Source organism: Pseudarthrobacter sp. MDT1-56 (assembly GCF_059383555.1).
This window is the reverse complement of sequence record NZ_JBWZCK010000011.1, coordinates 122,725-148,796: the sequence shown is the minus strand read 5'-3', so window position 1 is coordinate 148,796 and position 26,072 is coordinate 122,725. Positions and strand designations below refer to the sequence as shown.

Annotated in this window: 19 protein-coding genes, 2 tRNA genes and 2 pseudogenes; 15 read left to right on the top strand and 8 right to left on the bottom strand. The window is 66.9% G+C overall.

Annotated elements, in window-relative coordinates; all coding sequences use genetic code 11:
• Positions 1-13 precede the first annotated feature (13 nt).
• Positions 14-994 (bottom strand): acyl-CoA thioesterase II, encoded by a 981-nt coding sequence (gene tesB, locus AC50YC_RS15940; protein WP_494954271.1) that lies wholly within the window; start codon positions 992-994, stop codon positions 14-16.
• 63 nt (positions 995-1,057) lie between these two features.
• Between tesB and AC50YC_RS15935 the strand changes: the two genes are divergently transcribed.
• A complete protein-coding gene (locus AC50YC_RS15935) occupies positions 1,058-1,717 on the top strand; it encodes a DUF8185 domain-containing protein (protein WP_494954270.1) in 660 nt (219 codons plus the stop codon).
• Positions 1,718-1,994: 277 nt separating this feature from the next.
• Positions 1,995-2,702, top strand: a complete 708-nt coding sequence (locus tag AC50YC_RS15930) for a Pr6Pr family membrane protein (protein ID WP_494954269.1) — start codon at positions 1,995-1,997, stop codon at positions 2,700-2,702.
• Positions 2,703-2,745: 43 nt separating this feature from the next.
• On the opposite strand, the gene AC50YC_RS15925 is transcribed toward AC50YC_RS15930, so the two are convergent.
• Both AC50YC_RS15925 and AC50YC_RS15920 read right to left on the bottom strand, forming a co-directional pair.
• Entirely contained in the window at positions 2,746-3,204 is a 459-nt protein-coding gene (locus AC50YC_RS15925) for a globin (protein ID WP_494954268.1), read from the bottom strand.
• A gap of 4 nt (positions 3,205-3,208) precedes the next feature.
• The gene (locus AC50YC_RS15920) at positions 3,209-3,868 is read right to left on the bottom strand and encodes a mechanosensitive ion channel family protein (RefSeq protein ID WP_494954267.1); all 660 of its coding nucleotides are present in this window, start codon (positions 3,866-3,868) and stop codon (positions 3,209-3,211) included.
• A gap of 136 nt (positions 3,869-4,004) precedes the next feature.
• On the opposite strand from AC50YC_RS15920, the pseudogene AC50YC_RS15915 reads away from it, so the two are divergent.
• A pseudogene (locus AC50YC_RS15915) lies at positions 4,005-4,372 on the top strand (Rossmann-fold NAD(P)-binding domain-containing protein); the annotation flags it as partial.
• A gap of 22 nt (positions 4,373-4,394) precedes the next feature.
• On the opposite strand, the gene AC50YC_RS15910 reads toward AC50YC_RS15915, so the two are convergent.
• Together AC50YC_RS15910 and pepN are read right to left on the bottom strand one after the other, a co-directional pair.
• On the bottom strand, positions 4,395-4,880 hold the full coding sequence (locus tag AC50YC_RS15910) for an OsmC family protein (protein ID WP_494954266.1): 486 nt from the start codon (positions 4,878-4,880) through the stop codon (positions 4,395-4,397).
• Positions 4,881-4,957: 77 nt separating this feature from the next.
• Positions 4,958-7,513 carry an aminopeptidase N gene (pepN, locus tag AC50YC_RS15905; RefSeq protein ID WP_494954265.1) on the bottom strand — a complete coding sequence of 852 codons (2,556 nt, stop codon included), beginning with the start codon at positions 7,511-7,513 and terminating at the stop codon, positions 4,958-4,960.
• A gap of 147 nt (positions 7,514-7,660) precedes the next feature.
• Here pepN and AC50YC_RS15900 point away from each other — a divergent pair, with 147 nt between their 5' ends.
• The 3 genes from AC50YC_RS15900 to AC50YC_RS15890 all read left to right on the top strand — a co-directional run bounded on the left by AC50YC_RS15900 (position 7,661) and on the right by AC50YC_RS15890 (position 10,198).
• On the top strand, positions 7,661-8,662 hold the full coding sequence (locus AC50YC_RS15900; protein ID WP_494954264.1) for a hypothetical protein: 1,002 nt from the start codon (positions 7,661-7,663) through the stop codon (positions 8,660-8,662).
• 121 nt (positions 8,663-8,783) lie between these two features.
• Positions 8,784-9,275 carry a ribose-5-phosphate isomerase gene (locus AC50YC_RS15895; RefSeq protein WP_494954263.1) on the top strand — a complete coding sequence of 164 codons (492 nt, stop codon included), beginning with the start codon at positions 8,784-8,786 and terminating at the stop codon, positions 9,273-9,275.
• Complete coding sequence (locus AC50YC_RS15890; protein ID WP_494954262.1) at positions 9,275-10,198, top strand: Fpg/Nei family DNA glycosylase; 924 nt, start codon at positions 9,275-9,277, stop codon at positions 10,196-10,198. The genes AC50YC_RS15895 and AC50YC_RS15890 overlap by 1 nt, the downstream gene beginning before the upstream one ends.
• 59 nt (positions 10,199-10,257) lie before the next feature.
• Here the strand turns inward: AC50YC_RS15890 and AC50YC_RS15885 are convergent.
• A tRNA-Gly gene (locus AC50YC_RS15885) sits at positions 10,258-10,331 on the bottom strand.
• A gap of 132 nt (positions 10,332-10,463) precedes the next feature.
• Between AC50YC_RS15885 and AC50YC_RS15880 the strand changes: the two genes are divergently transcribed.
• The 6 genes from AC50YC_RS15880 (at position 10,464) to AC50YC_RS15855 (ending at position 15,817) form a co-directional block, all read left to right on the top strand.
• Positions 10,464-10,538 (top strand) — tRNA-Pro (locus AC50YC_RS15880).
• Between the two features lie 68 nt (positions 10,539-10,606).
• Positions 10,607-12,016 carry a trigger factor gene (gene tig, locus AC50YC_RS15875; RefSeq protein ID WP_494954261.1) on the top strand — a complete coding sequence of 470 codons (1,410 nt, stop codon included), beginning with the start codon at positions 10,607-10,609 and terminating at the stop codon, positions 12,014-12,016.
• 246 nt (positions 12,017-12,262) lie between these two features.
• On the top strand, positions 12,263-12,904 hold the full coding sequence (locus AC50YC_RS15870) for an ATP-dependent Clp protease proteolytic subunit (RefSeq protein ID WP_494954319.1): 642 nt from the start codon (positions 12,263-12,265) through the stop codon (positions 12,902-12,904).
• Positions 12,905-12,942: 38 nt separating this feature from the next.
• The gene (locus AC50YC_RS15865) at positions 12,943-13,602 is read left to right on the top strand and encodes an ATP-dependent Clp protease proteolytic subunit (protein ID WP_282380489.1); all 660 of its coding nucleotides are present in this window, start codon (positions 12,943-12,945) and stop codon (positions 13,600-13,602) included.
• Positions 13,603-13,818: 216 nt separating this feature from the next.
• Positions 13,819-15,099 carry an ATP-dependent Clp protease ATP-binding subunit ClpX gene (gene clpX / locus AC50YC_RS15860; RefSeq protein WP_494954260.1) on the top strand — a complete coding sequence of 427 codons (1,281 nt, stop codon included), beginning with the start codon at positions 13,819-13,821 and terminating at the stop codon, positions 15,097-15,099.
• 106 nt (positions 15,100-15,205) lie between these two features.
• Positions 15,206-15,817 (top strand): mycothiol-dependent nitroreductase Rv2466c family protein, encoded by a 612-nt coding sequence (locus AC50YC_RS15855; protein WP_494954259.1) that lies wholly within the window; start codon positions 15,206-15,208, stop codon positions 15,815-15,817.
• Between the two features lie 389 nt (positions 15,818-16,206).
• Here AC50YC_RS15855 and valS read toward each other — a convergent pair whose 3' ends face one another.
• The gene (gene valS, locus AC50YC_RS15850; protein WP_494954258.1) at positions 16,207-18,825 is read right to left on the bottom strand and encodes a valine--tRNA ligase; all 2,619 of its coding nucleotides are present in this window, start codon (positions 18,823-18,825) and stop codon (positions 16,207-16,209) included.
• 202 nt (positions 18,826-19,027) lie between these two features.
• Between valS and AC50YC_RS15845 the strand changes: the two are divergent.
• Together AC50YC_RS15845 and AC50YC_RS15840 are read left to right on the top strand one after the other, a co-directional pair.
• Positions 19,028-20,494 (top strand): annotated as a pseudogene (locus tag AC50YC_RS15845) (alanine/glycine:cation symporter family protein).
• Positions 20,495-20,511: 17 nt separating this feature from the next.
• Positions 20,512-21,270: an SDR family oxidoreductase gene (locus tag AC50YC_RS15840; protein ID WP_494954257.1), complete on the top strand. Its 759-nt coding sequence runs from the start codon at positions 20,512-20,514 to the stop codon at positions 21,268-21,270.
• Between the two features lie 31 nt (positions 21,271-21,301).
• Here AC50YC_RS15840 and AC50YC_RS15835 read toward each other — a convergent pair whose 3' ends face one another.
• Positions 21,302-22,375: an endonuclease/exonuclease/phosphatase family protein gene (locus AC50YC_RS15835; RefSeq protein WP_494954256.1), complete on the bottom strand. Its 1,074-nt coding sequence runs from the start codon at positions 22,373-22,375 to the stop codon at positions 21,302-21,304.
• A gap of 330 nt (positions 22,376-22,705) precedes the next feature.
• Between AC50YC_RS15835 and ileS the strand changes: the two genes are divergently transcribed.
• Positions 22,706-26,071, top strand: a complete 3,366-nt coding sequence (gene ileS, locus AC50YC_RS15830) for an isoleucine--tRNA ligase (RefSeq protein WP_494954255.1) — start codon at positions 22,706-22,708, stop codon at positions 26,069-26,071.
• Position 26,072: the final 1 nt, after the last annotated feature.

Sequence of the window (26,072 nt, the reverse complement as noted above, 5' to 3'; positions counted from 1 at the left end):
AGAGCGCGGAGGATCAGCCGCGTTCGGCCTTGCGCATCTGGTGCTGCAGAACCTTGGACTGGACGGCGCCCTTGACCTTGTTCTTGAGGTCCGTCGGGACCCGGATCATGCCTTCCTGCGCCACCGTGGCCACATGCCGGCCGTCGCGTCTGAAGATCTTGCCGGTGGCCAGGCCGCGGGCGCCCTGGGCGCTCGGGGACTCCTGCACGTAGAGCAGCCACTCGTCCACCCGGACCGGCCGATGCCACCACATGGCGTGGTCCAGGCTGGCCACCGACATGCCCGGGGTAATCCAGCTCATCCCGTGCTTGCGGAGGATGGATTCGAGCAGGGTGTAGTCGCTGGCATAGGCCAGGGCGGCGCGGTGCAGGTCCGGATCGTCTGGCATGGGTCCGAAGGTCTTCATCCAGACGGCGTTTCGCGGTTCCTTGTTGCCCTTGGCCGAGACGTACAGTGCCGGGTCGACGTGCCGGATGTCGAAGGGCCGCTCGTAAGCCCAGTGGCGTGCCACGGGGTGGTCGAACTTCCCCAGCAGGTCAGCTGTGCTGGGCAGCGACTCCGGCGCGGGGATGCCGGCCGGCATCTCGGTCTGGTGTTCGATTCCCTCGTCCTCGTCCTGGAACGACGCGATCATGGACAGGATGGGCATGCCCTCCTGGTACGCGTGTACACGCCGTGCCGAGAACGAGCGGCCGTCCCGCAACCGCTGCACGCCGAAAGTGATCGGCTTGTTGGCGTCCCCCGGCCGTAGGAAATAGCCATGCATGGAATGCACACCCCGCCCCTCGGGAACCGTCCGGCTCCCGGCGATCAGCGACTGGGCGAGCACCTGGCCTCCGAACACGCGGTGCCGGGGCTGCTGCTGCGAGGGGCCCATAAAGATGTCCTCATCCGTCCGGGCGCCCTCCAGCTCACCGAGGTTCAACAATTGGAGGAGCGAGGAGGTGGGGTCCTGTGTCGGCGGCCCCTGCAATCCGGCTTCGGCTTCAGTCATGGTTCGACTCTAGACGTCCCTCCGGCACGGCCCCAAAGAGGCACAGCCGGTAGAGTCGATATTGTGTCTGACGTCCTAACCCTGCCCCTGCAGTTCACCGATCCCCGCGACCTCGCAGATCTGCGCACCTTCGCCACCCGCGCCAAGACGATCGACGACGGCGCCATCCGCCTTCAGGCCTCCGGCCCGGTGCTCGCCGCCTATGTGTGTGTGCTGCGGCCGCGGCTGCTGGGGGAGTCGACACCGACGATCCTCGGACTGCGGACCATGGCCCTGGCGCGGCCGGCGGACACCGATGTCACCGTCCCGATCTCCGCGGTGCTGGACCGGCTGGCACGTGCGGGGGAGAACGACGTCGAGCTGCCGCTGCCGCCGGTCACCGTCACCGAATCCTGGGCCGGCGTGGGCGCTCCCCGCACCGGGTGGGAGGCCGTGGTCACGCTCCCGGACGCCGGTCTGCGCCGGTCCGCCGAAGCCGGCATCACCGAGATCGCCGCGATAATCCCGGACAAACCCGGAGCCCTCATCGTCAACAACGCCCGCGCCACGGTCTGGGGACGGGAACTGCCGGGCGCCGGCGGGCTCCCGCTAGGCGCCGCCTTCGCGGCCCTCACCCTCGGCTTCCTCGCCGACGGCGAACAGCAGCTCTACCGGGCCGGCCGCTGGTTCCGGCTCAGCGGAGCCCGCGGGCACGTCCTGGCCCGCACCGGTACGGGACTCTAGATCCCGCCCAGAAGTGATGCGTTCCTTGGGTGGACGCGCCGGGTCAGCGCACGGTGGGGGGCCGTCCTCCTCGGCAACAAAGAACTTTCGACGGTCGGTATCCATCCGCACATGGGACGCTTGCAGCCCGGATACCCGACTGGGTATTATTGAGACAGAAAGACCCCGGAGACATTCCCCCAAGTGCCTCCGGGGTCTTTCCACGTGTTTCACCAGGCTCCGGAGACCCGGGCATCCGGCAACGCCCCTTCTTGACGGGCCCTGACATACTGAGCGCATGAGCGGCGCATCGTTACTGGATCCTCCGGTCGAGCGACACATCGGCTTCAACGATGCCCTGCATCCGGACTGCAGCTGGATCCGCATGCTGCGCTTCGCGGTCGGGGTTTTCGTGCTCGTCGCCCTCGCCCAAAAGACGTACGACGCGACGCAGCCCGGCAACGACGTGGATGCCTTCCAGCTCTACTCGGAGTTCACGGTCCAGTCCAACCTCGTTGTCGGGCTCGTGCTCATCGCGTCCGCCGCCCGGCCACGGACCCGGCTGCCGGAGTGGTGGGACCACCTGTTCGGGGCGCTGGTCTTCTACCTGGTGATGACCGGCATCATCTACGCGGTGCTGGTGGCCCCGCCGGACGAGCCGTGGTGGAGCTGGGACATGTACTGGCCCCAGCTCGCGCACCACCGGCTGGCTCCGCTGTTCGTCACGCTCGACTGGCTCCTCGTCACCAGGGCGGTGCGCGGCACATGGCGGCGGCCGATCGTGTGGCTCAGCTACCCCGTTGCCTTCCTCATCTTCTCGTGGGTGCGCGGCGCGATCGACGGCTGGTACGTCTACGATTTCCTTGATCCCACGCTCGGTGGAGGGTGGCCGGCCGCGCTAACGACGACGGCCCGGGTCCTCGTCGCCTTCCTCGTGATCGCTGTCCTGGTGCATGTCGCCGGCAACGGGCGCGCTGCGCTGGCCACAGGGCGCGACCGGCGCTGATCACAGGTCCATCAGGGACCCCACCGAACCCCCGGGGCCGGTCTCAGGCCCCGGACGGGCTGTTCACCATGGAGAGGGCCGCCCGCTCCATGTAGTCCCAGAGGGTCCCCTCGTACAGCGGCGGCAGCTCCAGGGCATCCACCGCGGTGCGCATGTGGAACAGCCACCGTTCCTTGGCTTCCGGGGTGACCCGGAAGGGCATGTGGCGCATCCTCAGCCGGGGGTGCCCGCGCTCCTCGCCGTACGTCGTCGGGCCGCCCCAATACTGCTCGAGGAACATCAGGAAACGCCGCTTGGCGGGGCCCAGATCCTCCTCCGGATACATCGGCCGCAGCAGCGGGTCAGTCGCCACGCCGTCGTAGAACACATCGACGAGCTTCACGAAGGTTTCGTGGCCGCCCACGGCGTCGTAAAAGTTGTCCGTGTAGCCGGGCTGGCTGAACGGATCGTTCTGGAGCAGCTGCTTGGGCTGGCGGGGTTCGCCGGCGATGGGAATCGTCATGGTTCTATTCTCCGGCCTTCTGCTGGGGTGTGCTGTCGGCCTCGTCAGCCGGCGGCGTGACAGGGGGAAGGTAGGTGCCCTGGGAGCGGTTGCCCACGCGCAGGATTTCGCCGTTGCGCAGGTACCAGATGGTGCCGTCCTCCGCCCGGACCCGGGTGATCCGCAGGTTCATGGCCTCAACCGTGCCCACCACTTCGGAGGTCTCGATGATGTCGCCGATCCCGTACTGGTCCTCCATGGTGATGAAGATGCCGGCCAGGAAATCGCGGATCAGCTGCTGGGCGCCGAAACCGATGGCGATACCGAGGATGCCGACGCTGGTCAGGATCGGCGCAACGTCGACGTTCAGGTTCTTGAGCACGTACACGCTGGTGAGGATGGACACCAGTACGCCCACCACGCTGCTGAGCAGCGCACCGACGGTGTTGGCCCGCTGGACCCGGCGCTCGTGGTCCAGGGCGCGGAAGGCGGGGGCCACCCAGCGGAAGTGCGGCTTCTTGAACAGGGTGCTGCCCGCGGCGACACGCTTGGTGATTCCGGCGATCACGAAGGACGCCACCAGCCACACGGCGACGCCGACACCCAGGCTGATGATGACACCCGGCACGTTGATGGCCGAGATGTCCGGAGGGGTGATGGGTTCGGTCGTGGTCATGCTGTACATCGGCGGGGGTACTCCTCGTTGCTGCGTTCCTGCGGCCGGCCGGTATCGCCGGGCTGGGCGTCCAGAGAGGCGGACGGCGTTCGCCGGGCGCATAACGCTCTGGTCCCATTCAACATTAGCGCCGTACCGTGGCCCCATGCGCATCCTGGTCCTCGGCGGGACGGTCTTCTGTCAGCAGAAATAGTCCGGCAGGCCCTGGCCGCGGGCCACGACGTTACGTCCCTGGCGCGCGGGACCGTTTCGCCACCCCCGGACGGCGCCACCTGGCTACGGGCGGACCGCTCGGAGGGCGCCGCCGCGTACCCGGCCGCCTGCAAGGGGGCCGCCTCCGACGGCGCGTGGGACGCCGTCGTCGACGTCTCGCGGGACCCCGGGCAGCCTTGGGGAAGCACTTGAGGCGCCGGGAATTACGGCGAAGCCAAGGCCGCCATCGAGCACTGGACCATGGAACTCGCCTGGGACAGGGCCCATATCTGCCGGGCCGGGCTCATCGGCGGCCCGGGCCTGCCGGCGCCGGCTGGGCCGTTCAGCCCGCCTGCCCCTCGAGCACCACACTCGGCTCGTGCAGCACCGGGAAGTTGACGCTCCGGGCGATGAAGCAGACCCTGTTCGCCCCGGTGTGCAGTTCCTCCATGAGTTCCTCCGCCACCGGCGCAGCGACGGTTACCCGGGGCTTGAGCGTGACCGATTCAAACTGTCCGCTGCCGTCCCGGTTGGTCCGCATCAGTCCCTCGGCCCGGTCCTCATACGCCGTGACCACCACGCCGTGCTTCACGGCCACGTGCAGGAAGGACAGCATGTGGCACTGGGACAGGGCGGCCAGCAGCAGCTGCTCCGGGTTGTAGCGGGTCCGGTCGCCGTGGAACGTGGGGTCCGCTGAACCCCGCAGGACGGGCAGCCCGGGGATCTCGACGTCGTGATCCCGTGAATAGCCGCGGTAGGACGCCGTCCCCTCGCCAAGGTTCCCGGTCCAGCGGACTGTCAGCGCATAGCGGTGCTCATCGAGGCTCATGCGGCCAGTCTAGAACGACGGAACCCCGGCGCCGCACGGGGCAGCGCCGGGGTTCCCGGAGTCCTGGGGTCAGGTGGCTACCCGACGTCGGCCTCGCGGGCCCGCAGCGCGCGTGCCACACCGTCGCGGTTCTCCAGCATCATCCGCCGGAGGGCCGCGCTGTCCTCCGGCAGCGAGGCCAGGAACTCATCCGTGCGGTCCACGGTCGCCTGGGTGGTCAGCTGCGCCGGGTAGAGCCCGACGACGATCTGCTGGGCCAGCGCGTGCGTGCGCTCCCTGACGATGCCCGGGACCGCGTCGAAGTACTTCTCGGCGTACGGCTCCAGCAGGGAGGTGTCCAGCACCCGGGTGAAGCCGCTGACGGCTGAACCCTGGAGTGCGTTGGACAGCTCGCCCTTGACCACTATCGAGTCCCAGGCCGCGGCCTTCGCCTCAGGAGTCGGAATGGCCGCCTTGGCGAGGGCTGCCGCGTTCTGCCCGGTGGCGGTGTTGTCGTGCCCGAGTTCGGCGTCGATCGTCTCCTGCCCGGCGCGGCCGCCGGCGACGAGGGAGGTGATCAATTCCCAGCGGAGGTCCTGGTCCACGGTGAGACCCTCCAGCGTCAGGCTGCCCTCCAGCAGACCGGCGACAGTGTCCAGTTGTCCGGTGCTGCGGGCCAGCAGGGCATAGGACTTGACGAACTGCAGCTGGGCGTCGGAGCCCGCCGGGACACCGGAAGCCAGCGCCCAGAGCCGGTCGGCGGCGGCAACCGCGGTGGCTTCCTTGTGTTCCGGAGCCACATAGAAATTCAGTGTCGTGGCCAGCTGGCGCAGCTGGACCAGGATCACCGAGGAGTCGGATTCCTCGGCGATGTTGGCCAGGATGAGTTCCACGTAGCCGCGGGCGGGCGTTTCGCCGTCGCGGGCCGCATCCCAGGCCGACCCCCACACCAGGGTCCGGGGAAGGCTCTGGCTGAAGTCCTTGAGGTGGGCCGTGGCCGTGGCGAGGGACTTCGGATCGAGGCGGACCTTGGCGTAGGCGAGGTCGTCGTCGTTGAGCAGGATCAGGTCCGGACGGGCCAATCCGGCCAGCGACGGAACTTCGGTGCGCCCGCCGTCGACGTCGAGCTCCTCGCGGTGGACGCGTTCCAGCTTCCCGGCGGCGGTGAGGTTGTAGAAGCCGACGGCGAGCCGGTGCGGGCGGATGGTGGGCTGGGCCTCCGTAGCGGACTGCAGGATCGCGAACGAGGAGATCGTCCCGTCCTCACCCACGGCGAGCTCGGGCTTGAGCGTGTTGACGCCGGCAGTCTCCAGCCAGAGCTGCCCCCACTGGTCCAGGTCACGGCCGCTGGCCTTCTCGAGCTCAGCCATCAGGTCGCTGAGCTCGGTGTTCCGCCAGGCATGCTTGCGGAAGTACTCGCGGACACCGGCCATGAACTCCTCCGGGCCCACCCACGCCACCAGCTGGCGGAGCACCGAGGCCCCCTTGGCATAGGTGATGCCGTCGAAGTTCACCTCGACGTCCTCCAGGTCATTGATCTCGGCGAAGATCGGGTGGGTAGTGGGGAGTTGGTCCTGGCGGTAGGCCCAGGACTTCTCCACTGAGGCGAAGGTGGTCCACGCGCGGTCGAACCGGGTGTTTTCCACGGCGGCCAGGTGGGACATGTACTCGGCGAAGGACTCGTTGAGCCAGAGGTCGTTCCACCAGCGCATCGTCACGAGGTCCCCGAACCACATGTGGGCGAGCTCGTGGAGCACGGTTATGGCACGGCGCTCCACCTGTGCGTCCGTGACCTTGCTCCGGAAGACATAGCCTTCCAGGATGGTCACGGCCCCGGCGTTTTCCATGGCTCCGGCGTTGAACTCCGGCACGAAGAGCTGGTCGTACTTCTCGAACGGGTACGGGCAGCCGAACTGCGCCTCGAAGAACTCGAAGCCCTGGCGGGTGAGTTCGAAGATGTTGTCCGCATCGAGGTACTGCATCAGGGATTTGCGCGCGAAGACCCCCAGCGGGGTGACCTTCCCGTCAGCGGAGACCACTTCACTGCGGACGCACTGGTACGGCCCCGCGATCAGGGCCGTGACGTAGGAGGAGAGCCGCGGCGTGGGGGTGAACTCCCAGACCGAGCGGGCTCCGCCGTCGGTGCCGGGGATGGTCTCGACCGGCTCCGGGGTGGGGGAATTGGACACGATGTCCCAGTGCGAGGGGGCAATCACCGTGAAGGTGAAGCTGGCCTTGAGGTCGGGCTGTTCAAACACGGCGAACACCCGCCGGGAATCCGGAACCTCGAACTGGGTGTAGAGGTACACCTCATGGTCCACCGGATCAACGAAGCGGTGCAGGCCTTCGCCCGTGTTCATGTACGGGGCCTCGGCGACGACCAGCAGCTCGTTGTCCGCCGCCAGATCCGGCAGCTGGATGCGGATGCCGTCAGACACCTCGGCCGGGTCGAGCTCGCGCCCGTTCAGGGTCACACTCTGCACGGCGTCGGTGACGGCGTCGATGAACGTCGAGGACCCCGGCTTGGCCGTGAACTTCACGGCGGTGGTGGTGCCGAAGACTTTCTCCCCGCGGGTCAGGTCAAGCTCGACCTCGTAGGAGTCGACGGCGATCAGTTCGGCGCGCTCGCGTGCTTCGGCGCGCGTCAGGTTCATTCCGGGCAAAGTTGGGCCTCCAGGGATGCGTGGGGATGGGAGAACTCGTTACTGTGAAATTATTCTTTCACTTCTGCGGCGCTTGGCAAGTTGCCTGGGTCACACCAAGGTACCTAAGGCCGAATCGCCGGGAGTAGCGTTGGGGATATGGGAAAGTTTCGGGATTCCGTTGACGTTAGGGCGCTGCGCTTCGCCGTGGGGTTTCCGCTGGTGCTGGCCGCAGCGTTTGTAGTGTGTGCCCTCCTCCTCCGGTCCGATCTGCCCGAGCCGCTGGCCGTCCGTTGGGCCGAGGGCGTTGCCGCGGACTTCGCGCCGTTCGGGGCGGTCGTTGGCGTCGGTGCGGCCATGATCGTCCTGTTCGGCGGGGCCGTGCTGGTGCAGGCCGTGCCGCTGTCCCGTCCGGCCATCATGCGCCGGATCATGATGGGCACCGGGCTGTTCGTGAGCCTGTTCATCACCACCGTCCTCGCCGCCGTGCTGGTTGGACAGCTCGGCCTGGCGGATGCGGGGGAGGCGCAGGTGGATGTCGCCGTGCTCGCCATGGGCAGCGGGGCCGCCCTGGGCCTGGGCGTGGTTATGGGCTTCGTCTTCAAAGCCGACGAACGCTGGTCCACGGACGACGACCGGGCCATGGCCGAAGCCCTGGCCCGCGAGCTCGACCCCGACCTGGCTCGGGACTCGGTTAGCCTGTGGGTCCACGCCCGCAGTTCGGTCTTTGTGATGCTCGGGATCGCCACCTTGCTTCCCGCCGCGCTCCTCACCATCGCCGTACCCTGGCTCGCTGCGCTCCTCGTCGCCGTGGCCCTGCTGGCTGCCGCGTGCCTGTTCGCCCGCATCCGGGTGGACCGGAGCGGGCTGCGGGTCTTTGCCGCCGGATTCGTCAGGGTGATGGACGTGCCGGCCGCTGCCATCGAGGCGGCGACGCCGAAAGAGGTCAAGGCAGCCGACTACGGCGGCTGGGGATACCGCAGCCACGGCACCACGACGGCGCTGCTCGTCAGCAGCGGACCGGCAGTCGTCGTCGACCGTTCCGACGGCCGGACCCTGACCGTCAGCGGCGGGAGTGCCACGACGGCGGACAACGTCGCGCAGGTGATCTCACGGGTGGCGGCTCGGGCGCACCGGCCCGGCGGGGCGGCCGGTGTGTGAAGTCGTCCCCGGCGGCCGAACAGGCCCGCCGGCCCGTGCCCTAGTAGGCTGGGAACAGCCTCTTTCTCCGCACCCGCAGGCCATGTGACTCCACTGATCTGCCGAACTGAACGGATACGCCGTGACCCCCTCTGACCTCCCGCGCGTGCACATCGCCACGGACCACGCCGGCATGGAACTCAGCGCCCACCTCGTCAGCCACCTCGGCGCGAAGGGCTACGAGGTCCTCGACCACGGACCCGACGTCTACGACGCCCTCGACGACTACCCCTCGTTCTGCATCAATGCCGCGCTCGCGGTGGTGGCGGACCAGGAAGCCGGCACCAACGCCCTTGGAATTGTCCTCGGCGGGTCCGGCAACGGCGAGCAGATCGCGGCCAACAAGGTCAAGGGCGTCCGCGCCGCGCTGGCCTGGAACCTGTCCACCGCGAAGCTGGCCCGCGAGCACAACGACGCCAACGTCGTCGCCGTCGGCGGCCGCCAGCACAGCGTCGGCGAGGCCACGGAAATCATCGAGGCCTTCCTGGCCGAGCCCTTCAGCAACGACGAGCGCCACGTCCGCCGGATCGGCAAGATTGCCGCCTACGAGCGCACCGGCGAGGTCATCGCCTAGTGCCGGAAGGGCATTCCGTCCACCGGCTGGCCCGCCAGTTCGGGGACGTCTTCACGGGGGAGAGGCTCGCCGTGTCCAGCCCGCAGGGGCGCTTCGTTCACGGCGCGGCGCTGTTGGACGGCCACACCCTCACAGGCTCCGCGGCGCACGGGAAACACCTCTTCCTGGAGTTCGAGCACGGACTGCTGCTGCACGTCCACCTGGGCCTCTACGGCGCCTGGGACTTCGGCGGCGACGCCGGCTTCCGGGGCGCGTCCAGCATCGGCGCGCCCCGCAAAGTGGGGGAGCGGGAGGTCTACGACGACGGCGCAGCGGCCGGGCCCGCCGGGTACGGGGGCCCGCCCGCCCCGATCGGTGCCGTCCGCGTCCGACTCGCCAGCGCCCACGGCTGGGCCGACCTCCGCGGCGCGACAACCTGCGAGACGGTCACGGAAGCGGAGGCGGCAGCTGTCCTGGCACGGCTCGGCCCCGACCCGCTGCGGAACCTTCCGGGCGACAGGGACTCCTTCGCCGCAGGGCTGGCCAAACGCACGCCGCTCGCGGCCCTGCTGATGGACCAGAAGGTCATTGCCGGCGTCGGCAACGTGTACCGCGCCGAGCTGCTCTTCCGCCAGGGCCTGGACCCCTGGCTGCCGGGAAAGGAGCTGTCCGCGGAGGCGGCCGGCCGGCTCTGGGACGACACCGTCGCGATGATGTCCGACGGCGTCCGCGACGGCCGGATCATCACCACACCCCCGCGCTATTGGAGCGGGCCCGACGGTGGTGCCTCGCTGGGCGGCCCATCCCGCGGCCTCCCCGCCCCGGAAGAGTCCCACTTCGTCTACCGGCGGCAGGGTCTCGACTGCCGGAACTGCGGAACGCCGGTTGCGCTGACCGAGCTCGGCGCCCGCAAGCTCTACTGGTGCCCGTCCTGCCAGGCGTGAGCGGCGCACCCACCGGCACAACAAAAGCCCCTCCGAAGAGGGGCTTTTTCGTCATATTCTGGAGGGGACGACGGGAATCGAACCCGCGTAATCAGTTTGGAAGACTGAGGCTTTACCATTAAGCTACGTCCCCGGGACTGTGCAGGAACTTTCTGCAAATCTTCCGGGCGGCTGTTGAAGCCGGATACAACTAAACCTAATTCAGGGCCCCGGTGTCAAATGTGCAAATGGGCGCAGAATGACCGTAGACTGTTCTGTGCACTTACGGGGTGTAGCTCAGCTTGGCTAGAGCACCTGCTTTGGGAGCAGGAAGTCGCAGGTTCAAATCCTGTCACCCCGACTCTGCAGGTACAGCCAGACCCTTGGCGGTGCAGAACCCCACCCCCTAAAACCAGGAGTACTTAGACTGTGAAGAGCGCTGTCGAGAACCTCACCCCCACGCGGGTCAAGCTCAATGTTGAGGTCCCCTTTGAGGAATTGAAGCCCAGCATCGCAGAGGCATACAAGACTGTTGCTTCGCAGATCCAGGTCCCCGGCTTCCGCAAGGGCAAGGTCCCCTCCAAGCTCATTGACCAGCGCGTTGGCCGTGGCTACGTGTTGGAGACCGCCATCAACGAAGGCCTCAACGGCTGGTACCAGGCAGCAGTTCAGGAAACCGGCATCCGCCCGCTGAGCCGTCCCGAGGTCGAAATCACCGAGGTTCCGGACCCGTCCGCCACCGACGGTGAACTGAAGTTCCACGCCGAGGTTGACGTCCGCCCCGAAATCGAACTGCCCGACTACGCCGGCATCAAGGTTGAGGTTGCCGCGGCTGAGTCCACCGACGCCGACGTCGACAAGGCCCTTGACGAACTCCGCGGCCGCTTCGGCACGCTGAAGTCCGTGGACCGTCCGGCCGCCGATAAGGACTTCCTGACGATCGACATCACTGCCTCCATCGACGGCGCCGAGGTTGATTCCGCCACCGGCCTGTCCTACCAGGTCGGCGCCGGCACCATGCTCGAAGGCCTCGACGAAGCAGTCGCCGGCCTCAGCGCCGACGAGGACGCCATCTTCGACACCACCCTTGTAGGTGGCGAGCACGCCGGCGAGTCCGCCCAGGTCAAGGTTGTCGTCAAGTCCGTCAAGGAGCGCGAGCTTCCCGAGGCTGACGATGACTTCGCCCAGCTGGCCTCCGAATTTGACACCCTTGCCGAACTGCGCGAGGACCTCGCCAAGCAGGCCGCAGAGTCCAAGGTCGTCGAGCAGGGCGTTGAGGCCCGCGACAAGGTCCTCGACAAGCTCGTTGAGCTCGTAGCGGTTCCCGTTCCGGAATCCGTCGTCGAAGAGCAGCTCGAGCAGCACTTCAACGCCGAGAACGCCCACGGTGAAGGCGAGCACGACACCGAGGAGCACCGCGCCGAGGTCAAGGCCAACACCGAGCGCGCCTTCCAGAACGAGATCATCCTTGACGCCATCGCCGAAAAGGAAGAAGTCAACGTCAGCCAGAACGAGCTGATCGACTACATCGTCACCACCGCCGGCCAGTACGGCATGGACCCGAACCAGTTCGCCCAGATCATTGATCAGAGCGGCCAGGTACCCATGATGGTTTCCGAGGTCCGCCGCCGCAAGGCGCTGGCCGTAGTCCTGGGCCAGGCCGAGGTCACCGACACCGAGGGCAACAAGGTTGACCTCAGCGACTTCGTCCGCCCCGGCGGCGAAGAGGCACCGGTTGAGGCAGCAGGCGAGACCGAAGCCGACGTCGAGGACGCCGCTTCCGACGAAGCAGCAGCCGAGACCGCGAAGAACGATGATCCGGCAGCAGTGAAGTTCTAAGACTTTTCTGTTCCCGCAGTTCCTGCCGCACCCCCGGATCCTCAATCCGGGGGTGCGGCCTTTTAAGCCGGGGATGAACCCTCCCGGGCAATCGTGCGCCGTCAGCGAACAGCCCGGCGCCTGAGCACACTGGTGCCGGGAAAACCGTTAGTGTCCATGTAGGAAAGTTCAGTGATGTCGTCCAGTGGCGTCACCGTCGCCAGCGAGAGGTAAGTACATATGTCACAGCAAGCAGGGGCACCCCGGATGGCTACTGTCGATCCGGCAGCCCAGGATAACTACATTTACAACCGCCTGCTGAAAGAGCGCATCATCTGGCTCGGCTCCGAGGTCCGCGACGAGAACGCCAACGCGATCTGCTCGCAGCTGCTGCTGCTCTCGGCCGAGAACCCCGAGAAGGATATCTACCTCTACATCAACTCACCGGGCGGCTCCGTCACGGCCGGCATGGCCATCTACGACACGATGCAATTCATCCCGAACGACGTCGTCACCGTCGCCACCGGCCTCGCCGCCTCGATGGGACAGTTCCTGCTCTCCTCCGGCACCAAGGGCAAGCGCTACGCCACCCCCAACGCCCGTATCCTGATGCACCAGCCCTCCGGCGGCATCGGCGGCACGGCCTCGGACATCAAGATCCAGGCCGAGCTCATCTTGCACATGAAGAAGGTCATGGCCGAACTGACGGCCGACCAGACCGGGCAGTCGGTCGAGACCATCCTCAGGGACAACGACCGCGACAAGTGGTTCACGGCCAAGGAAGCCCTTGAATACGGCTTCTTCGACAAGATCGCGGCGCACGCGGGATCCGTGGCCGGCGGCGGCGGAACCAACGCCGACTCCAATGGCTCAGTCACCGACTCAACCGACGATGCCCCCGAGAACTGACCGGCACGTAGACAGCAATGAATTCAGGAGCAATGAACATGAACTACAACTTCGGTTCGACTGCCGGTAACCTCCCGAGCAGCCGCTATGTGCTGCCGCAGTTCGAAGAGCGCACCCCCTATGGCTTCAAGCGCCAGGACCCGTACACCAAGCTGTTCGAGGATCGCATCATCTTCCTCGGCGTCCAGGTGGACGACGCGTCGGCCGATGACGTGATGGCGCAGCTGCTCGTGCTCGAGTCCACCGACCCGGACCGCGACATCACGCTCTACATCAACTCCCCGGGCGGCTCCTTCACCGCCATGACGGCGATCTACGACACCATGACGTACATCCGCCCGGAGATCCAGACCGTCTGCCTCGGCCAGGCCGCCAGTGCCGCTGCCGTGCTCCTCGCGGCCGGTACGCCGGGCAAGCGCCTGGCCTTGCCGAACGCCCGGGTCCTGATCCACCAGCCCTCGCTGTCCGGTGGCCAGGGTGGCCAGGCTTCCGACCTGGAGATCCAGGCTGCTGAGGTCATGCGCATGCGGGCCTGGCTCGAGGACACGCTGGCGAAGCACTCCGGCCGGACGCCGGAGCAGGTCAACAACGATATCGAGCGCGACAAGATCCTCACCGCCGCCGAGGCCATGCAGTACGGCCTGATTGACCAGGTGCTGGATTCCCGCAAGATGAAGCCCCAGGCAATCACCAAGTAGCAGGGCATCAGGTAACAAGCAGTACCCGACGCCGGTGCGGCCCATTTTAAGTGGCCGCACCGGCGTCGGCTTTCCACCCAACAGGCCCAAAGTGACCTAGAGTGGAACATGTCACGGCTGGCGTCTCCCAAGGCACGCCCGTGATTCCAGTAACGGGTGCAGCGCTGCGCAGGAGAAGAACACGGCCAGCAGCAAGATTCTAAAAGGGGTTCACATATGGCTCGGATTGGCGAGAGCACGGATCTGCTGAAGTGTTCTTTCTGCGGAAAGAGCCAGAAGCAGGTTCGGAAGCTCATTGCCGGGCCCGGCGTCTACATCTGCGACGAGTGCATTGAACTCTGCAACGAGATCATTGAAGAAGAACTCGCCGAAGTAGCTGACCTGGGCAGTTTCGAACTGCCCAAGCCCCGCGAGATCTTTGATTTCCTTCAGGAATATGTCATTGGCCAGGAGCCCGCCAAACGCTCGCTCGCCGTCGCGGTCTACAACCACTACAAGCGCATCCAGGCCGGGCACGCGCCCAAGAGCGGCAGCCTCGCCGAAGGCGTCCATCACGACGACGTCGAGATCGCCAAGTCCAACATCCTGCTCATCGGCCCGACCGGCTGCGGCAAGACCTACCTCGCGCAGACCCTGGCCCGCCGCCTCAACGTCCCCTTCGCCGTCGCCGACGCCACCGCGCTGACTGAAGCCGGCTATGTCGGCGAGGACGTCGAGAACATCCTGCTGAAGCTCATCCAGGCCGCCGACTACGACGTCAAGAAGGCCGAGCAGGGCATCATCTACATCGATGAGATCGACAAAATCTCGCGTAAGAGCGAGAACCCCTCCATCACCCGTGACGTCTCGGGCGAGGGGGTGCAGCAGGCCCTGCTGAAGATCCTCGAGGGCACCGTCGCCTCGGTACCGCCGCAGGGCGGCCGCAAGCACCCGCACCAGGAATTCATCCAGATCGACACCACGAATGTGCTCTTCATCGTCGCCGGCGCCTTTGCCGGCCTCGAGGAAATCATCGGTTCGCGGTCCGGGCGCAAGGGCATCGGGTTCGGCGCTCCGCTCAATGAGGTCAAAAACAACACCGATTCCTACGGCGAGGTCATGCCCGAGGACCTGCTGAAGTTCGGGCTCATTCCGGAATTCATTGGCCGCCTCCCGGTCATCACCACGGTCTCCAACCTGGACCGGGCTGCGCTCATCCAGATCCTGTCCACGCCGAAGAACGCGCTGGTAAAGCAGTACCAGAAGATGTTCCAGCTCGACGGTGTCGAGTTGGTCTTCGACGAGGAGGCGCTGAACACGATCGCGGACCAGGCGCTCGAACGCGGCACCGGCGCCCGCGGGCTCCGCGCCATCATGGAGGAAGTCCTGCTCCCGGTGATGTTCGACCTGCCCAGCCGCGACGACATCGCCACGGTCGTCATCACGGAAGACGTCGTCTCCAAGAAGGCCGCGCCGACGATGATCGCCCACGACGTCAAGCGACGCAAGTCCGCCTGATCCGGAATAAACAAGCCGCACCGTTCGCTGTCGCCTGTGACGCGTCCAGTCTTTGGGCTGGCGCCGTGCACCCTTTTCCCCCGCAGACTTCCCAAGGAGAACACCTGTGCCTGAAACCAACAAAGCTGACTTCTGGTTTGACCCGATGTGCCCGTTTGCCTGGGTGACCTCCCGCTGGATCAGCGAGGTGGAAGACGTCCGCGACATCAGCACCGAATGGCACGTCATGAGCCTGGCCATGCTCAACGACGGCCGCGAGGAGCTCCCGGAGGAGTACAAGGCGTTCCTGGTCAAGGCCTGGGCGCCGGTGCGGGTCATCACGGCTGCCGCCGAGCAGCATGGCACCGAGCACATCAAGGCCCTTTACGACGCCATGGGCACCAAGATCCACAACGAGGGCAACAAGGACATCGCCGAGGTCATCTCGAAGTCCCTCGCCGAAGTCGGCCTGCCCGCGGAACTGGCAGCAGCCGGCCAGGACGATGCCTTCGACGCCGCGCTGCGGACGAGCCACGAAGCTGGAATCTCGCTGGTGGGCCAGGACGTGGGCACACCCATCGTTGCGTTCAACGGAACCGCCTTCTTCGGTCCCGTGCTCACGCGCATCCCGCGGGGCGAGGAAGCCGGGCGCCTGTGGGATGCCTCGGTGGCCCTGGCCTCGTTCCCGTACTTCTTTGAAATCAAGCGCAGCCGCACCGAAGACCCGGTCTTCAACTAAGGCCCGGACGGGCAAGGAACGCCGCCCGGAGGGCAGCAAAGAGCCCCGGAAGAACTACTCTGATGTAGTTCTTCCGGGGCTCTTGTGCATCCGCCAGGACCGGATCACAATAGAACTTACCCACTCCGAAAGAAGCGGGACGCAGGAACCAAAGATTCAGTGACACTTTCGACGCAGCCTTCGGCAAAGTCAGATGATGGCTACCAGTGACGAGGTAGGAAGACCTGAAAATCCAAGGATTCTGCCAGATTGTCTAAGACGTCACGTGACAATCGAAAAGTCGAAGCCCCACCAACGGCAAAACGCTGATGGGGCTTCCCCTTTGCCCAAAAACCGGCCCGCTGAGCAGATCCGAAGGAACAAGCCCGGCGGCGCCGCTACGGCGGCCCTTATGCCTGGGCGGGCGCCTCCGCCGGCGCCAGGACCACGTCGCTGACGGTCAGTTCGCCGTTGCCGCCCACCAGGGTCAGCTCCCGCGCGTTGGCCGCGGCCTTGAGATCCGCCAGGCCGGCTTTCAGCTGCATGGTGAGGGAATCCGGAGCCGTGATGGTCGCGGACAGCACCTCGGTGCGCTGCTTGACCTTGGCCTCCGACTTGGCCTTGCGGATGCCGCTGAGCGCGGTCCCGACGGTGGCCAGCAGGTTGGTGTCCCCGTCGATCTCGACGGCGGCCGGCCACTGGGCGCGGTGCACCGAACCGGTGCGCCACCAGCTCCAGACTTCTTCCGTGGCGAAGGGCAGGAACGGGGCGAAGAGGCGCAGCAGCGTGTCCAGGCTCGTCGCCAGCGCCGCGAGGACGGAGGCCTGTTCGGCTTCGCCGGCGGCACCGTAGGCGCGGTCCTTGATGAGCTCCACGTAGTCATCGGTGAAGTGCCAGAAGAAGCTCTCCGTGATCTGCAGGGCCCGGGCGTAGTCGTAGTTTTCGAACGCCTTCGTGGCCTGCTGGACCACATCGGAGAGCTGCGCGAGCACGGCCCGGTCCAGGGGGTTGCCCAGCACGGACAGGTCAGCGGAAACCACCGAGTCCTCCGTGGCGCCCAGGTTCAGGACGAACTTGGAGGCGTTGAGCAGCTTGATCGCCAGCCGGCGGCCGATCTTCATCTGCGCGATCTCGTAGGCCGTGTCCGCGCCGAGCTTGGCCGAGGCCGCCCAGTAGCGGACGGCGTCGGAGCCGTACTCCTCCAGCACATCGGTGGGGACGATCACGTTGCCCTTGGACTTGGACATCTTCTTGCGGTCCGGATCCAGGATCCAGCCGGAGATGGCGGCGTGCTTCCACGGCGCGGAGTCCTGCAGGGCGTCGGCGCGCACCGCGGAGGAGAACAGCCAGGTCCGGATGATGTCGTGACCCTGCGGGCGCACATCGAAGGGATAGACCTTGGCGAAGAGCGCCTCGTCGGTGCTCCAGCCGCCCACGATCTGCGGGGTCAGCGAGGACGTGGCCCAGGTGTCGAGCACATCGGCGTCGCCGGTGAAGCCGCCGGGCACATCGCGCTGGGCTTCCTCATAACCGGGGGCCGCGTCCGCGGCGGGGTCCACCGGCAGTTGCGCGTCGGACGGGACGACGGGAGCTGCGAAGTCCGGGTTGCCGTCGGCGTCCAGCGGGTACCAGACGGGTACGGGCACGCCGAAGAACCGCTGGCGCGAAACGAGCCAGTCGCCGTTCAGCCCGGAGATCCAGTTCTCGTAGCGTGAGCGCATGAAGGCCGGGTGGAAATCGATCTCGTGGCCGCGGGCAATGAGCTGCTCACGGCGTTCCGCGTCCCGTCCGCCGTTGCGGATGTACCACTGGCGGGAGGTCACGACCTCCAGGGGCTTGTCGCCCTTTTCGAAGAAGTTCACCGGGTGCATGATCTTCTTCGGCTCCCCGTCGAGGAGGCCGGCAGCGGCCAGGAGCTCCACCACGCCTTCCTTGGCGCTGAAGACCGTCTTGCCGGCAATCGCCTCGAAACTGGCGCGGCCTTCGGCGGTGGTGATCCACTCCGGGGTCTCGCCGATGATGCGGCCGTCGCGGCCCACGATCGCGCGGGTGGGCAGCTGGAGTTCGCGCCACCAGGTGACGTCGGTGAGGTCGCCGAAGGTGCAGACCATGGCGATGCCGGAGCCCTTGTCGGCCTTGGCGAGCGGATGGGCCTTGACCTCCACCTCAACCCCGAACAGGGGGGAGGTGACCTTCTTGCCGAACAGCGGCTGGTACCGTTCGTCGTCGGGATTCGCGACCAGGGCGGCACACGCGCCCAGCAGTTCCGGGCGGGTGGTCTCGATGTAGATCTTCTCGCCGTCTTCGGTGAAGAAGGGGTAGCGGTAGTACGCGCCAGCGACCTCGCGGTCCTCGAGTTCGGCCTGGGCCACCGCCGTGCGGAAGGTGACATCCCACAGGGTGGGTGCCTCGGCCATGTAGGCGTCGCCGGCGGCGAGGTTCGCCAGGAAGGCGCGCTGGGAGATGGCGCGGGACTTGTCATCGATGGTGCGGTAGGTCAGGTCCCAGTCCACGGACAGGCCGAGCTTCTGGAACAGGTTCTCGAAGACCAACTCGTCCTCGACGGCGAGTTCCTCGCAGAGTTCGATGAAGTTCCGGCGCGAGACGACGTCGAAGTCGCGCTGGTTCTTGGCGGGCTCGGCCGGGGGCCGGTAGCCGGCGTCGTAGGCGGTGGTCGGATCGCAGCGCACACCGTAGTAGTTCTGCACCCGGCGCTCGGTGGGCAGGCCGTTGTCGTCCCAGCCCATGGGGTAGAAGACGTTCTTGCCGGTCATGCGCTGATAGCGCGCCAGGACGTCGGTCTGGGTGTACGAGAACATGTGACCGACGTGCAGTGACCCCGACGCCGTGGGCGGGGGAGTGTCGATCGAGTACACCTGCTCCCGTGTGGTGTCCGGGTTGAACTTGTAGGTCCCGGCGTCAAGCCAGCGCCGGGTGAGGGCGTCTTCCAGCCCTTCCAGGGCGGGCTTGTCCGGAACATTGATGGGGGCGGTGGTGGGCGTGTCTGTACCCTGCGTGTCTTCAGCCATGGGCCCAATTCTTTCACGGCCGGCGGACCCCGCCGCGCAGGGACGGCGGGGAGGCCGCGAACCGCACCCGCGCGGCCTCCGGGGGACCGATGCACAATTCCGTCAAAACTGCCCATGGAGGAACCCTCCAGAGCGGGGCCCCTGCGTCTGTAGGGTATTCGCTGTGTGATTGCCATCACGTCCCTTGGACGCTCTAGTAGGGATGTCTATCTACCTAGCGATGCCAGCCCAAGCCGCTTCCGACGAGATTGGCTGGCTGGCCGCCGTCGAAAACGCCGCCGATACGGTCGTCCAGCCCGTCGCCGAAATCTTTTCAAGCATTGTCTTTTTTCCCATCACCATCGGCGAGGTGAGCTTTCCGGCCGTCGTGGCCTGGCTCATCGCCGCCGGTGTGATCTTCACGATCTACTTCGGCTTCATTCAGTTCCGCGGCCTCAAGACCTCCCACGAGGTAATCCGCGGACACTACTCGTCCAAATCAGACCCCGGTGAGGTGCCGCACTTCCATGCGTTGACCTCAGCGCTGTCCGGTACGGTCGGGCTGGGCAACATCGCCGGCGTCGGCGCCGCCATGGCGCTCGGTGGCCCCGGTGCCACGTTCTGGATGATCCTGGCCGGTCTGCTCGGCATGGCCACGAAGTTCGCCGAGTGCACCCTCGGGGTGAAGTACCGGGAAGTCCACGCCGACGGGACGGTGACCGGCGGTCCGTTCAAGTACCTGCCCGTCGCGTTCAAAAAGTTCGGTCGGATCCCGGCGAAGACACTCACCGGCATCTTCGCCGTCTCCATCCTGATCTTCGGTATTGCCGGCGGCAACATGTTCCAGGCGAACCAGACGTTCGCCCAGGTGCAAAACGTCACGGGAGGCGAGGACGGTCCTCTCGGCAGCGCCGGAGCCGCGGTGATCTTCGGGGTCATCCTGGCCGCGCTCGTGGCCGCCGTGATCCTTGGCGGGATCAAGTCGATCGGTGCCACCACCAGCAAGCTCGACCCGGCCATGGGAATCATCTACGTGGCTGCCTGCCTGTTCGTTATCCTCGCCAACCTGGACCACGTGCCCGCGGCCCTGGCATCGATCATGGCCGGGGCCTTCCAGGCGGAAGGCCTGACCGGCGGCGTCGTTGGTGTCATGATCGTGGGCTTCCAGCGTGCGGCGTTCTCCAACGAGGCGGGCCTGGGTTCAGCCGCCATTGCGCACGCGGCCGTCAAGACCCACCGGCCCGTGAGCGAGGGTTTCGTGGCCATGTTCGAGCCCCTCATCGACACGTGGTCATCTGCACCATGACAGCGCTCGCGATCATCATCGCCGGTGCGCCGAGCCTGCAGGCCGGCATTGACTCAGTGCAGGCCGGGAGCGGCGCCCCCGACGGCGTCATCCTGACCTCCGATGCCTTCGCCACGGTGCTCCCGTGGTTCCCGGCGGTGCTGGCCGTGGCCGTCTCGCTGTTCGCCTTCTCCAGTGGTCGGAACCGTCCTGACCTTCACCCAGGTGTTGAGCTTCGCCGATGCGGCCCTGTTCGTCTGCGCGTTCGTGAACCTGCTCGGCGTCTACCTGCTGCTGCCGGTGATCAAACGGGAAATGCAGGAGTACCTGGCCGACCGGAAGAGCGGCAAGCTCAAGGTCCTGGGTCTCGAAGACGAGGATCTGGAACCGAGCACCCTGCCCTGATCCACTAGGGTGGTGCCATGAATGAGGGAATGCAGCACAAGGCAGCAGTAGTTACGGGCGCCAGCACCGGAATCGGCGAGGCCACCGTGCGTGCGCTCCGGACCGAAGGGTGGACCGTGTACGCCGTCGCCCGCCGCGCGGACCGGCTGGAGGCGCTCGCCGCGGAAACCGGCGCCGTCGCGCTGCCAGCCGACGTGACCGACGACGGCGATGTCGCCCGGCTCCTGGACGAGGTGACCCGTGCCGGCGGCATCGACACGCTCATCAACGTCGCCGGCGGCGCCCGCGGCGCGGACAAGGTGGCCGAGGCCAAGACCGAGGACTGGGAATGGATGTTCGAGGTCAACGTCCTGGGCACCATGAAGCTCACCCGGGCGTTCCTGCCCATGCTGCGCGCCTGCGGTGAGGGCACCGTCCTGAACCTGACGTCGACGGCGGGGCTGTCCGCCTATGAGGGCGGCGGCGGCTACAACGCGGCGAAGTTCGCGCAGCACGCGCTCACCGGCGCCCTGCGCCTCGAAGAGGCGGAGCACAACCTCCGCGTGATCGAGGTGGCTCCAGGCCTGGTCCAGACGGAGGAGTTCGCGCTGAACCGCCTCGGCGACCAGTCGGCCGCCGCCAAGGTGTACCAGGGCGTCGAGAAGCCCCTCACCGCCGCGGATGTCGCCGACGTCGTCCGGTACGCCGTTGTGGCACCGCACCACGTCAACCTGGACCAGATCGTGATCCGCCCGGTGGCGCAGGCCGCCAACTACAAGCTGATCCGCAAGGGCTAAAGGCACCGGGCCGACGGCTCAGGGCCAGGCGTTACGGGCTGGCTGCTGCACCGGCGGCCGGGACGGTCAGCGTCGCCAGGATAGCGGCGTGGTCCGTCCCGGCCACGCGGTGCACGGCGTAGTCCGCGCTGCGCACCGACGGGCTGGTCACCAGGTGGTCAATCGTGATGCCGGGGAGGAACATGTCCTCCATCGGCCAGGTGGGGACCAGGCGCGAGCCCTGGGCCAGACCCACATCCACCAGTTTCCGGCCGTCGCCCTGCAGGAACTCCCGGTACTCGGCATGGTCGTAGCTGGCGTTGAAGTCACCGGCCAGCACCATGGTCCCGGGCCGAGATGCCAGCCGGCCAAGTGCCGCGAGGTCGCTGCGCCACTTCGGCAGGCCAACGCCCACAGGCGCACGTGCGTGGACGTTGGTCACTTCGACGACGGCCCGCTGCCCGTAGGCCTCGGCGGTGAGCCGGATCACGGGCATCGGGAAATGGGAGTCGGGGACTTCACCGGTGGCCGCCAGCTCGTGGATCGAGAAGACAGCATTCCCGGTGGCGCGGCCCGCGGGATCGCTGATCCGGTTCGGCAGCAGGGTGGCCAGGCCGGCAGCAGCCAGCCGGTCTTCGAGCGACTGGGTGTACTCCTGGATCGTCAGCAGGGCGACGCGGTGCTCGCGGACCAGCCTGACGATGTCCGCGGCGTCCGCTTTGCCGAGTTTGGCGTTGATGCTCATCGTCCGCAGCGCCACAGTACCCGTGCCGGAATCCGCCACGGAATCCGGCGCGGAGCCCTCCGCGGCGACGGGCGCGGCCCGGGCGTAATCCAGCGGGACCAGCCAGAAGAGCTGCACGGCCACGAGGCCGGCTGCGGCGCCCGCCATCCATCGCCGCCGGCCCAGCACCGCGAACAGCAGCGAGGCGCTGGCAGGCAGGACCAGCCACGGTGTAAAGGACACCAGCTGGACCGCGGTGGTGGGCCATTCCCGCGGTACGGCCCGGAAGACGGAGACCACCACAACGGGTGCGGCCGCCAGCCCTGCCAGCCACCGCCAGCCGGAGGCAGCCCGGCCCGCAGGCGTTCGCGGGGCGGCGCGGCCCCGGGTCCGGAACATCATGGGATTCAGTGTAGGCATTGCGGAGCCGTCATAGTTGTTAGACTTCTGGTAGCAGCTATGACCCGGCCATCACCGGTGAGCTTCCGGAAGAACGCCCCGGCGCCACGACTTTCCTGCAACATGGTGCGCCAGGGCCGGTAGAACCGGACGGGTAAGCCCGTCACAGCAGTAATGAGCGGCCGACGCCGGTGCTTCCCCACGGGGGAGCGGTACCGGTGCCGGTAAGTGAGGTGGTACCGCGGTGCCGGTGTTGTCGACAAGACAGTGCAGGTGCCGTCCTCGCATCCTGAATGAATCCATTTGTTCACTAGCTCAACCCAGGATGTCGAGATGACTTATTACCCGAAGGCCTCCGCCGCACCCTCCGGCGCAGGCGCCACCCGCTCCGGCGTGACCGCCTCCGTGAAGTTCCCGGAGATCGAAGAACGCATCCTCAAGTACTGGGACGCGGACGGCACCTTCCAGGCCAGCATTGACCAGCGCCCCTCTGATCTTCCCGGGGGAAAGCGTGGCAGCAACGAATTCGTCTTCTACGACGGTCCCCCCTTCGCCAACGGCCTGCCGCACTACGGCCACCTGCTGACCGGCTACGCCAAGGACCTCGTGGGCCGCTACCAGACACAGCGCGGACGCCGCGTCGAGCGCCGCTTCGGCTGGGACACCCACGGGCTGCCCGCCGAGCTGGAAGCCATGAAGCAGCTGGGCATGACGGACAAGACCCAGATCGAGGCCATGGGCATCGACAAGTTCAACGACGCCTGCCGGGCCTCCGTGATGAAGTACGCCGACGAGTGGCAGAGCTACGTCACCCGCCAGGCGCGCTGGGTCGACTTCGAGAACGACTACAAGACGCTCAACGTCGAATACATGGAGTCCGTGCTCTGGGCCTTCAAGCAGCTGCATGAGAAGGGCCTCACCTACAACGGCTACCGCGTGCTGCCGTACTGCTGGAAGGACGAGACGCCGCTGTCCAACCATGAACTGCGCATGGATGACGACGTGTACAAGAACCGCCAGGACCAGACCGTCACCGTCACCTTCCCGATCACGGCAGGGGAGACGGAACTGTCCCGGCAGCTCGCCGGCGTGCAGGCGCTCGCCTGGACCACCACCCCCTGGACGCTGCCCACCAACCTGGCGCTCGCCGTCGGGCCCGCCATCACCTACGTTGTCCTGCCGGCCGGCCCCCACGGAATCAAGGCGGCCTCGGCCGAGGCACCCGTCACCGGCAGCTTCCTGCTCGCCGCGGACCTCCTGGGCGCCTACGCCAAGGACCTCGGCTATGGCGACGGCGCCGAGGGCGCAGCGGCCGCCGAAGCCGCAGTGACGTCCCGCCACACCGGCGCCGAGCTTGAGGGCCTCAGCTACGAGCCGCTCTGGGACTACTTCCACGACGTCGAAAAGTACGGAACCGAGAACGCCTGGCGTTTCCTCGCGGCCGACTACGTCACCACCACCGACGGCACCGGCATCGTCCACCAGGCCCCCGCCTACGGTGAAGACGACCAGAAGGTCTGTGAAGAAGCCGGCATCCCCGTCGTCCTCTCGGTGGACGAAGGCGCCAGGTTCCTGCCCCTGTTCGGCCATGGCGACCTCGCCGAAATCGCCGGGCTGCAGGTCTTCGATGCGAACAAGCCGATCACCCAGGTGCTCCGCGCCCAGGGCCGCCTGGTCCGCCAGGCCAGCTACGAGCACAGCTACCCGCACTGCTGGCGCTGCCGGAACCCGCTGATCTACCGCGCCGTGTCCTCCTGGTACGTCGAGGTCACCAAGTTCAAGGACCGCATGTCCGAGCTCAACCAGGACATCAACTGGATCCCGGGCAACGTCAAGGACGGCCAGTTCGGCAAGTGGCTCGCCAACGCCCGCGACTGGTCGATCAGCCGGAACCGTTACTGGGGCAGCCCCATCCCGGTCTGGCAGTCCAGCGACCCGGACTACCCGCGGACCGACGTCTACGGTTCGCTCGCCGAGATCGAGGCCGACTTCGGCCGCCTGCCGCTGAACAAGGCCGGCGAGGTGGACCTGCACCGGCCGTTCATCGACGAACTGACCCGCCCGAACCCGGACGACCCCCGCACCCCGGCGGAAGGACAGTCCGTCATGCGCCGCGTCGAGGACGTCCTGGACGTCTGGTTCGATTCGGGCTCCATGCCGTATGGCCAGGTCCACTACCCTTTCCAGAACGAGGAATGGTTCGACACGCACAACCCGGCGGACTTCATCGTCGAGTACATCGGCCAGACCCGCGGCTGGTTCTACATGCTGCACATCCTGTCCACCGCGCTGTTCGACCGGCCGGCCTTCCGGAATGTCATCAGCCACGGCATCGTCCTGGGCTCGGATGGGCAGAAGATGTCCAAGAGCCTGCGCAACTACCCGGACGTCTCCGAAGTCCTGGACCGTGACGGCTCCGACGCGATGCGCTGGTTCCTGATGTCCAGCCCGATCCTGCGCGGCGGCAACCTCGTGGTCACCGAGCAGGGAATCCGCGACGGCGTCCGCCAGGTCATCCTGCCGCTGTGGAACGTGTACAGCTTCTTCACGCTGTACACCAACGCCTCCAACGCAGTTGACGGAACAGCTGCCGGGTATGACGCGAAGCTGCGCTACGACGGCTACGCCGACACCCTGGACCAGTACCTGATGGCCAACACCGGGGACCTGGTCCGGAACATGACCGCACAGCTGGACAGCTACGACATCTCCGGCGCCTGCGATGAGCTGCGCAGCTACCTGGACATGCTCACCAACTGGTACGTCCGCCGCAGCCGCCAGCGCTTCTTCGACGAGAACGTGGACGCTTTCGACGCGCTCTACACCGCGCTGGAGACGGTCTGCCGCGTGTCGGCCTCCCTGCTGCCGCTGGTCTCCGAGGAGATCTGGCGCGGCCTCACCGGCGGGCGCTCCGTGCACCTGGCCGACTGGCCGGACGCCGAACTGTTCCCGGCCAACCCGGGCCTGGTCGAGGCCATGGACCGGGTCCAGCAGATCTGCTCCACCGGATCCTCGCTGCGCAAGGCCGCCAACCTGCGCGTCCGCCTGCCGCTGCAGGAGCTCACCGTCGTGGCACCCGGCGCGGATGCGCTGGAAGGCTTCGCCGCCGTCGTCGCCGATGAGCTGAACCTGCGCTCCGTCCGCCTGCTCGACGCCGGGAGCGCCTCCCCGGAGGAGTTCGGCATCGAGCAGAAGCTCGTGGTGAACGCCCGGGCCGCAGGCCCGCGGCTGGGCAAGAACGTCCAGCAGGCCATCAAGGGTGCCAAGTCCGGCGACTGGTCCGTGGACGAGGCCGGCACGGTCACCGCCGGCGGCCTCGAGCTCGAACCGCAGGAGTACACCCTGGAAACCGTCGTGGCGGAAGCTGCGGAGGGTGCCGGCTCACGCGCGGCGGCCGTGCTGCCCGGCGGCGGCTTCGTGGTCCTCAACACCGAGGTCACCCCGGAGCTCGAAGCCGAAGGTGCTGCCCGCGACATGGTCCGCGCCATCCAGCAGGCCCGCAAGGACGCCGGACTCAACGTCAGCGACCGGATCCGCACCACCGTCACCGCACGGCAGGACGTCGTCGACGCCCTGCTGGCCAACGCGGAGCTCGTCAAGACCGAAACCCTGACCGTCGAGCTGGAAACTGTTGCGGCAGACGTCAAGGAACCCCAGGTCAGCGTTGTTAAGACCGCCGCAGAAAAAGTAGAGGCCTAAT

What these genes read in the sequence shown, in the direction of transcription:
- tesB (WP_494954271.1), bottom strand. Translation starts at nt 994, where the DNA reads ATGACTGAAGCCGAAGCCGGATTGCAGGGGCCGCCGACACAGGACCCC.
- AC50YC_RS15930 (WP_494954269.1), top strand. Translation starts at nt 1,995, where the DNA reads ATGAGCGGCGCATCGTTACTGGATCCTCCGGTCGAGCGACACATCGGC.
- AC50YC_RS15925 (WP_494954268.1), bottom strand. Translation starts at nt 3,204, where the DNA reads ATGACGATTCCCATCGCCGGCGAACCCCGCCAGCCCAAGCAGCTGCTC.
- AC50YC_RS15920 (WP_494954267.1), bottom strand. Translation starts at nt 3,868, where the DNA reads ATGTACAGCATGACCACGACCGAACCCATCACCCCTCCGGACATCTCG.
- AC50YC_RS15910 (WP_494954266.1), bottom strand. Translation starts at nt 4,880, where the DNA reads ATGAGCCTCGATGAGCACCGCTATGCGCTGACAGTCCGCTGGACCGGG.
- pepN (WP_494954265.1), bottom strand. Translation starts at nt 7,513, where the DNA reads ATGAACCTGACGCGCGCCGAAGCACGCGAGCGCGCCGAACTGATCGCC.
- AC50YC_RS15900 (WP_494954264.1), top strand. Translation starts at nt 7,661, where the DNA reads ATGGGAAAGTTTCGGGATTCCGTTGACGTTAGGGCGCTGCGCTTCGCC.
- AC50YC_RS15870 (WP_494954319.1), top strand. Translation starts at nt 12,263, where the DNA reads ATGGCTACTGTCGATCCGGCAGCCCAGGATAACTACATTTACAACCGC.
- AC50YC_RS15865 (WP_282380489.1), top strand. Translation starts at nt 12,943, where the DNA reads ATGAACTACAACTTCGGTTCGACTGCCGGTAACCTCCCGAGCAGCCGC.
- clpX (WP_494954260.1), top strand. Translation starts at nt 13,819, where the DNA reads ATGGCTCGGATTGGCGAGAGCACGGATCTGCTGAAGTGTTCTTTCTGC.
- valS (WP_494954258.1), bottom strand. Translation starts at nt 18,825, where the DNA reads ATGGCTGAAGACACGCAGGGTACAGACACGCCCACCACCGCCCCCATC.
- AC50YC_RS15840 (WP_494954257.1), top strand. Translation starts at nt 20,512, where the DNA reads ATGAATGAGGGAATGCAGCACAAGGCAGCAGTAGTTACGGGCGCCAGC.
- AC50YC_RS15835 (WP_494954256.1), bottom strand. Translation starts at nt 22,375, where the DNA reads ATGATGTTCCGGACCCGGGGCCGCGCCGCCCCGCGAACGCCTGCGGGC.
- ileS (WP_494954255.1), top strand. Translation starts at nt 22,706, where the DNA reads ATGACTTATTACCCGAAGGCCTCCGCCGCACCCTCCGGCGCAGGCGCC.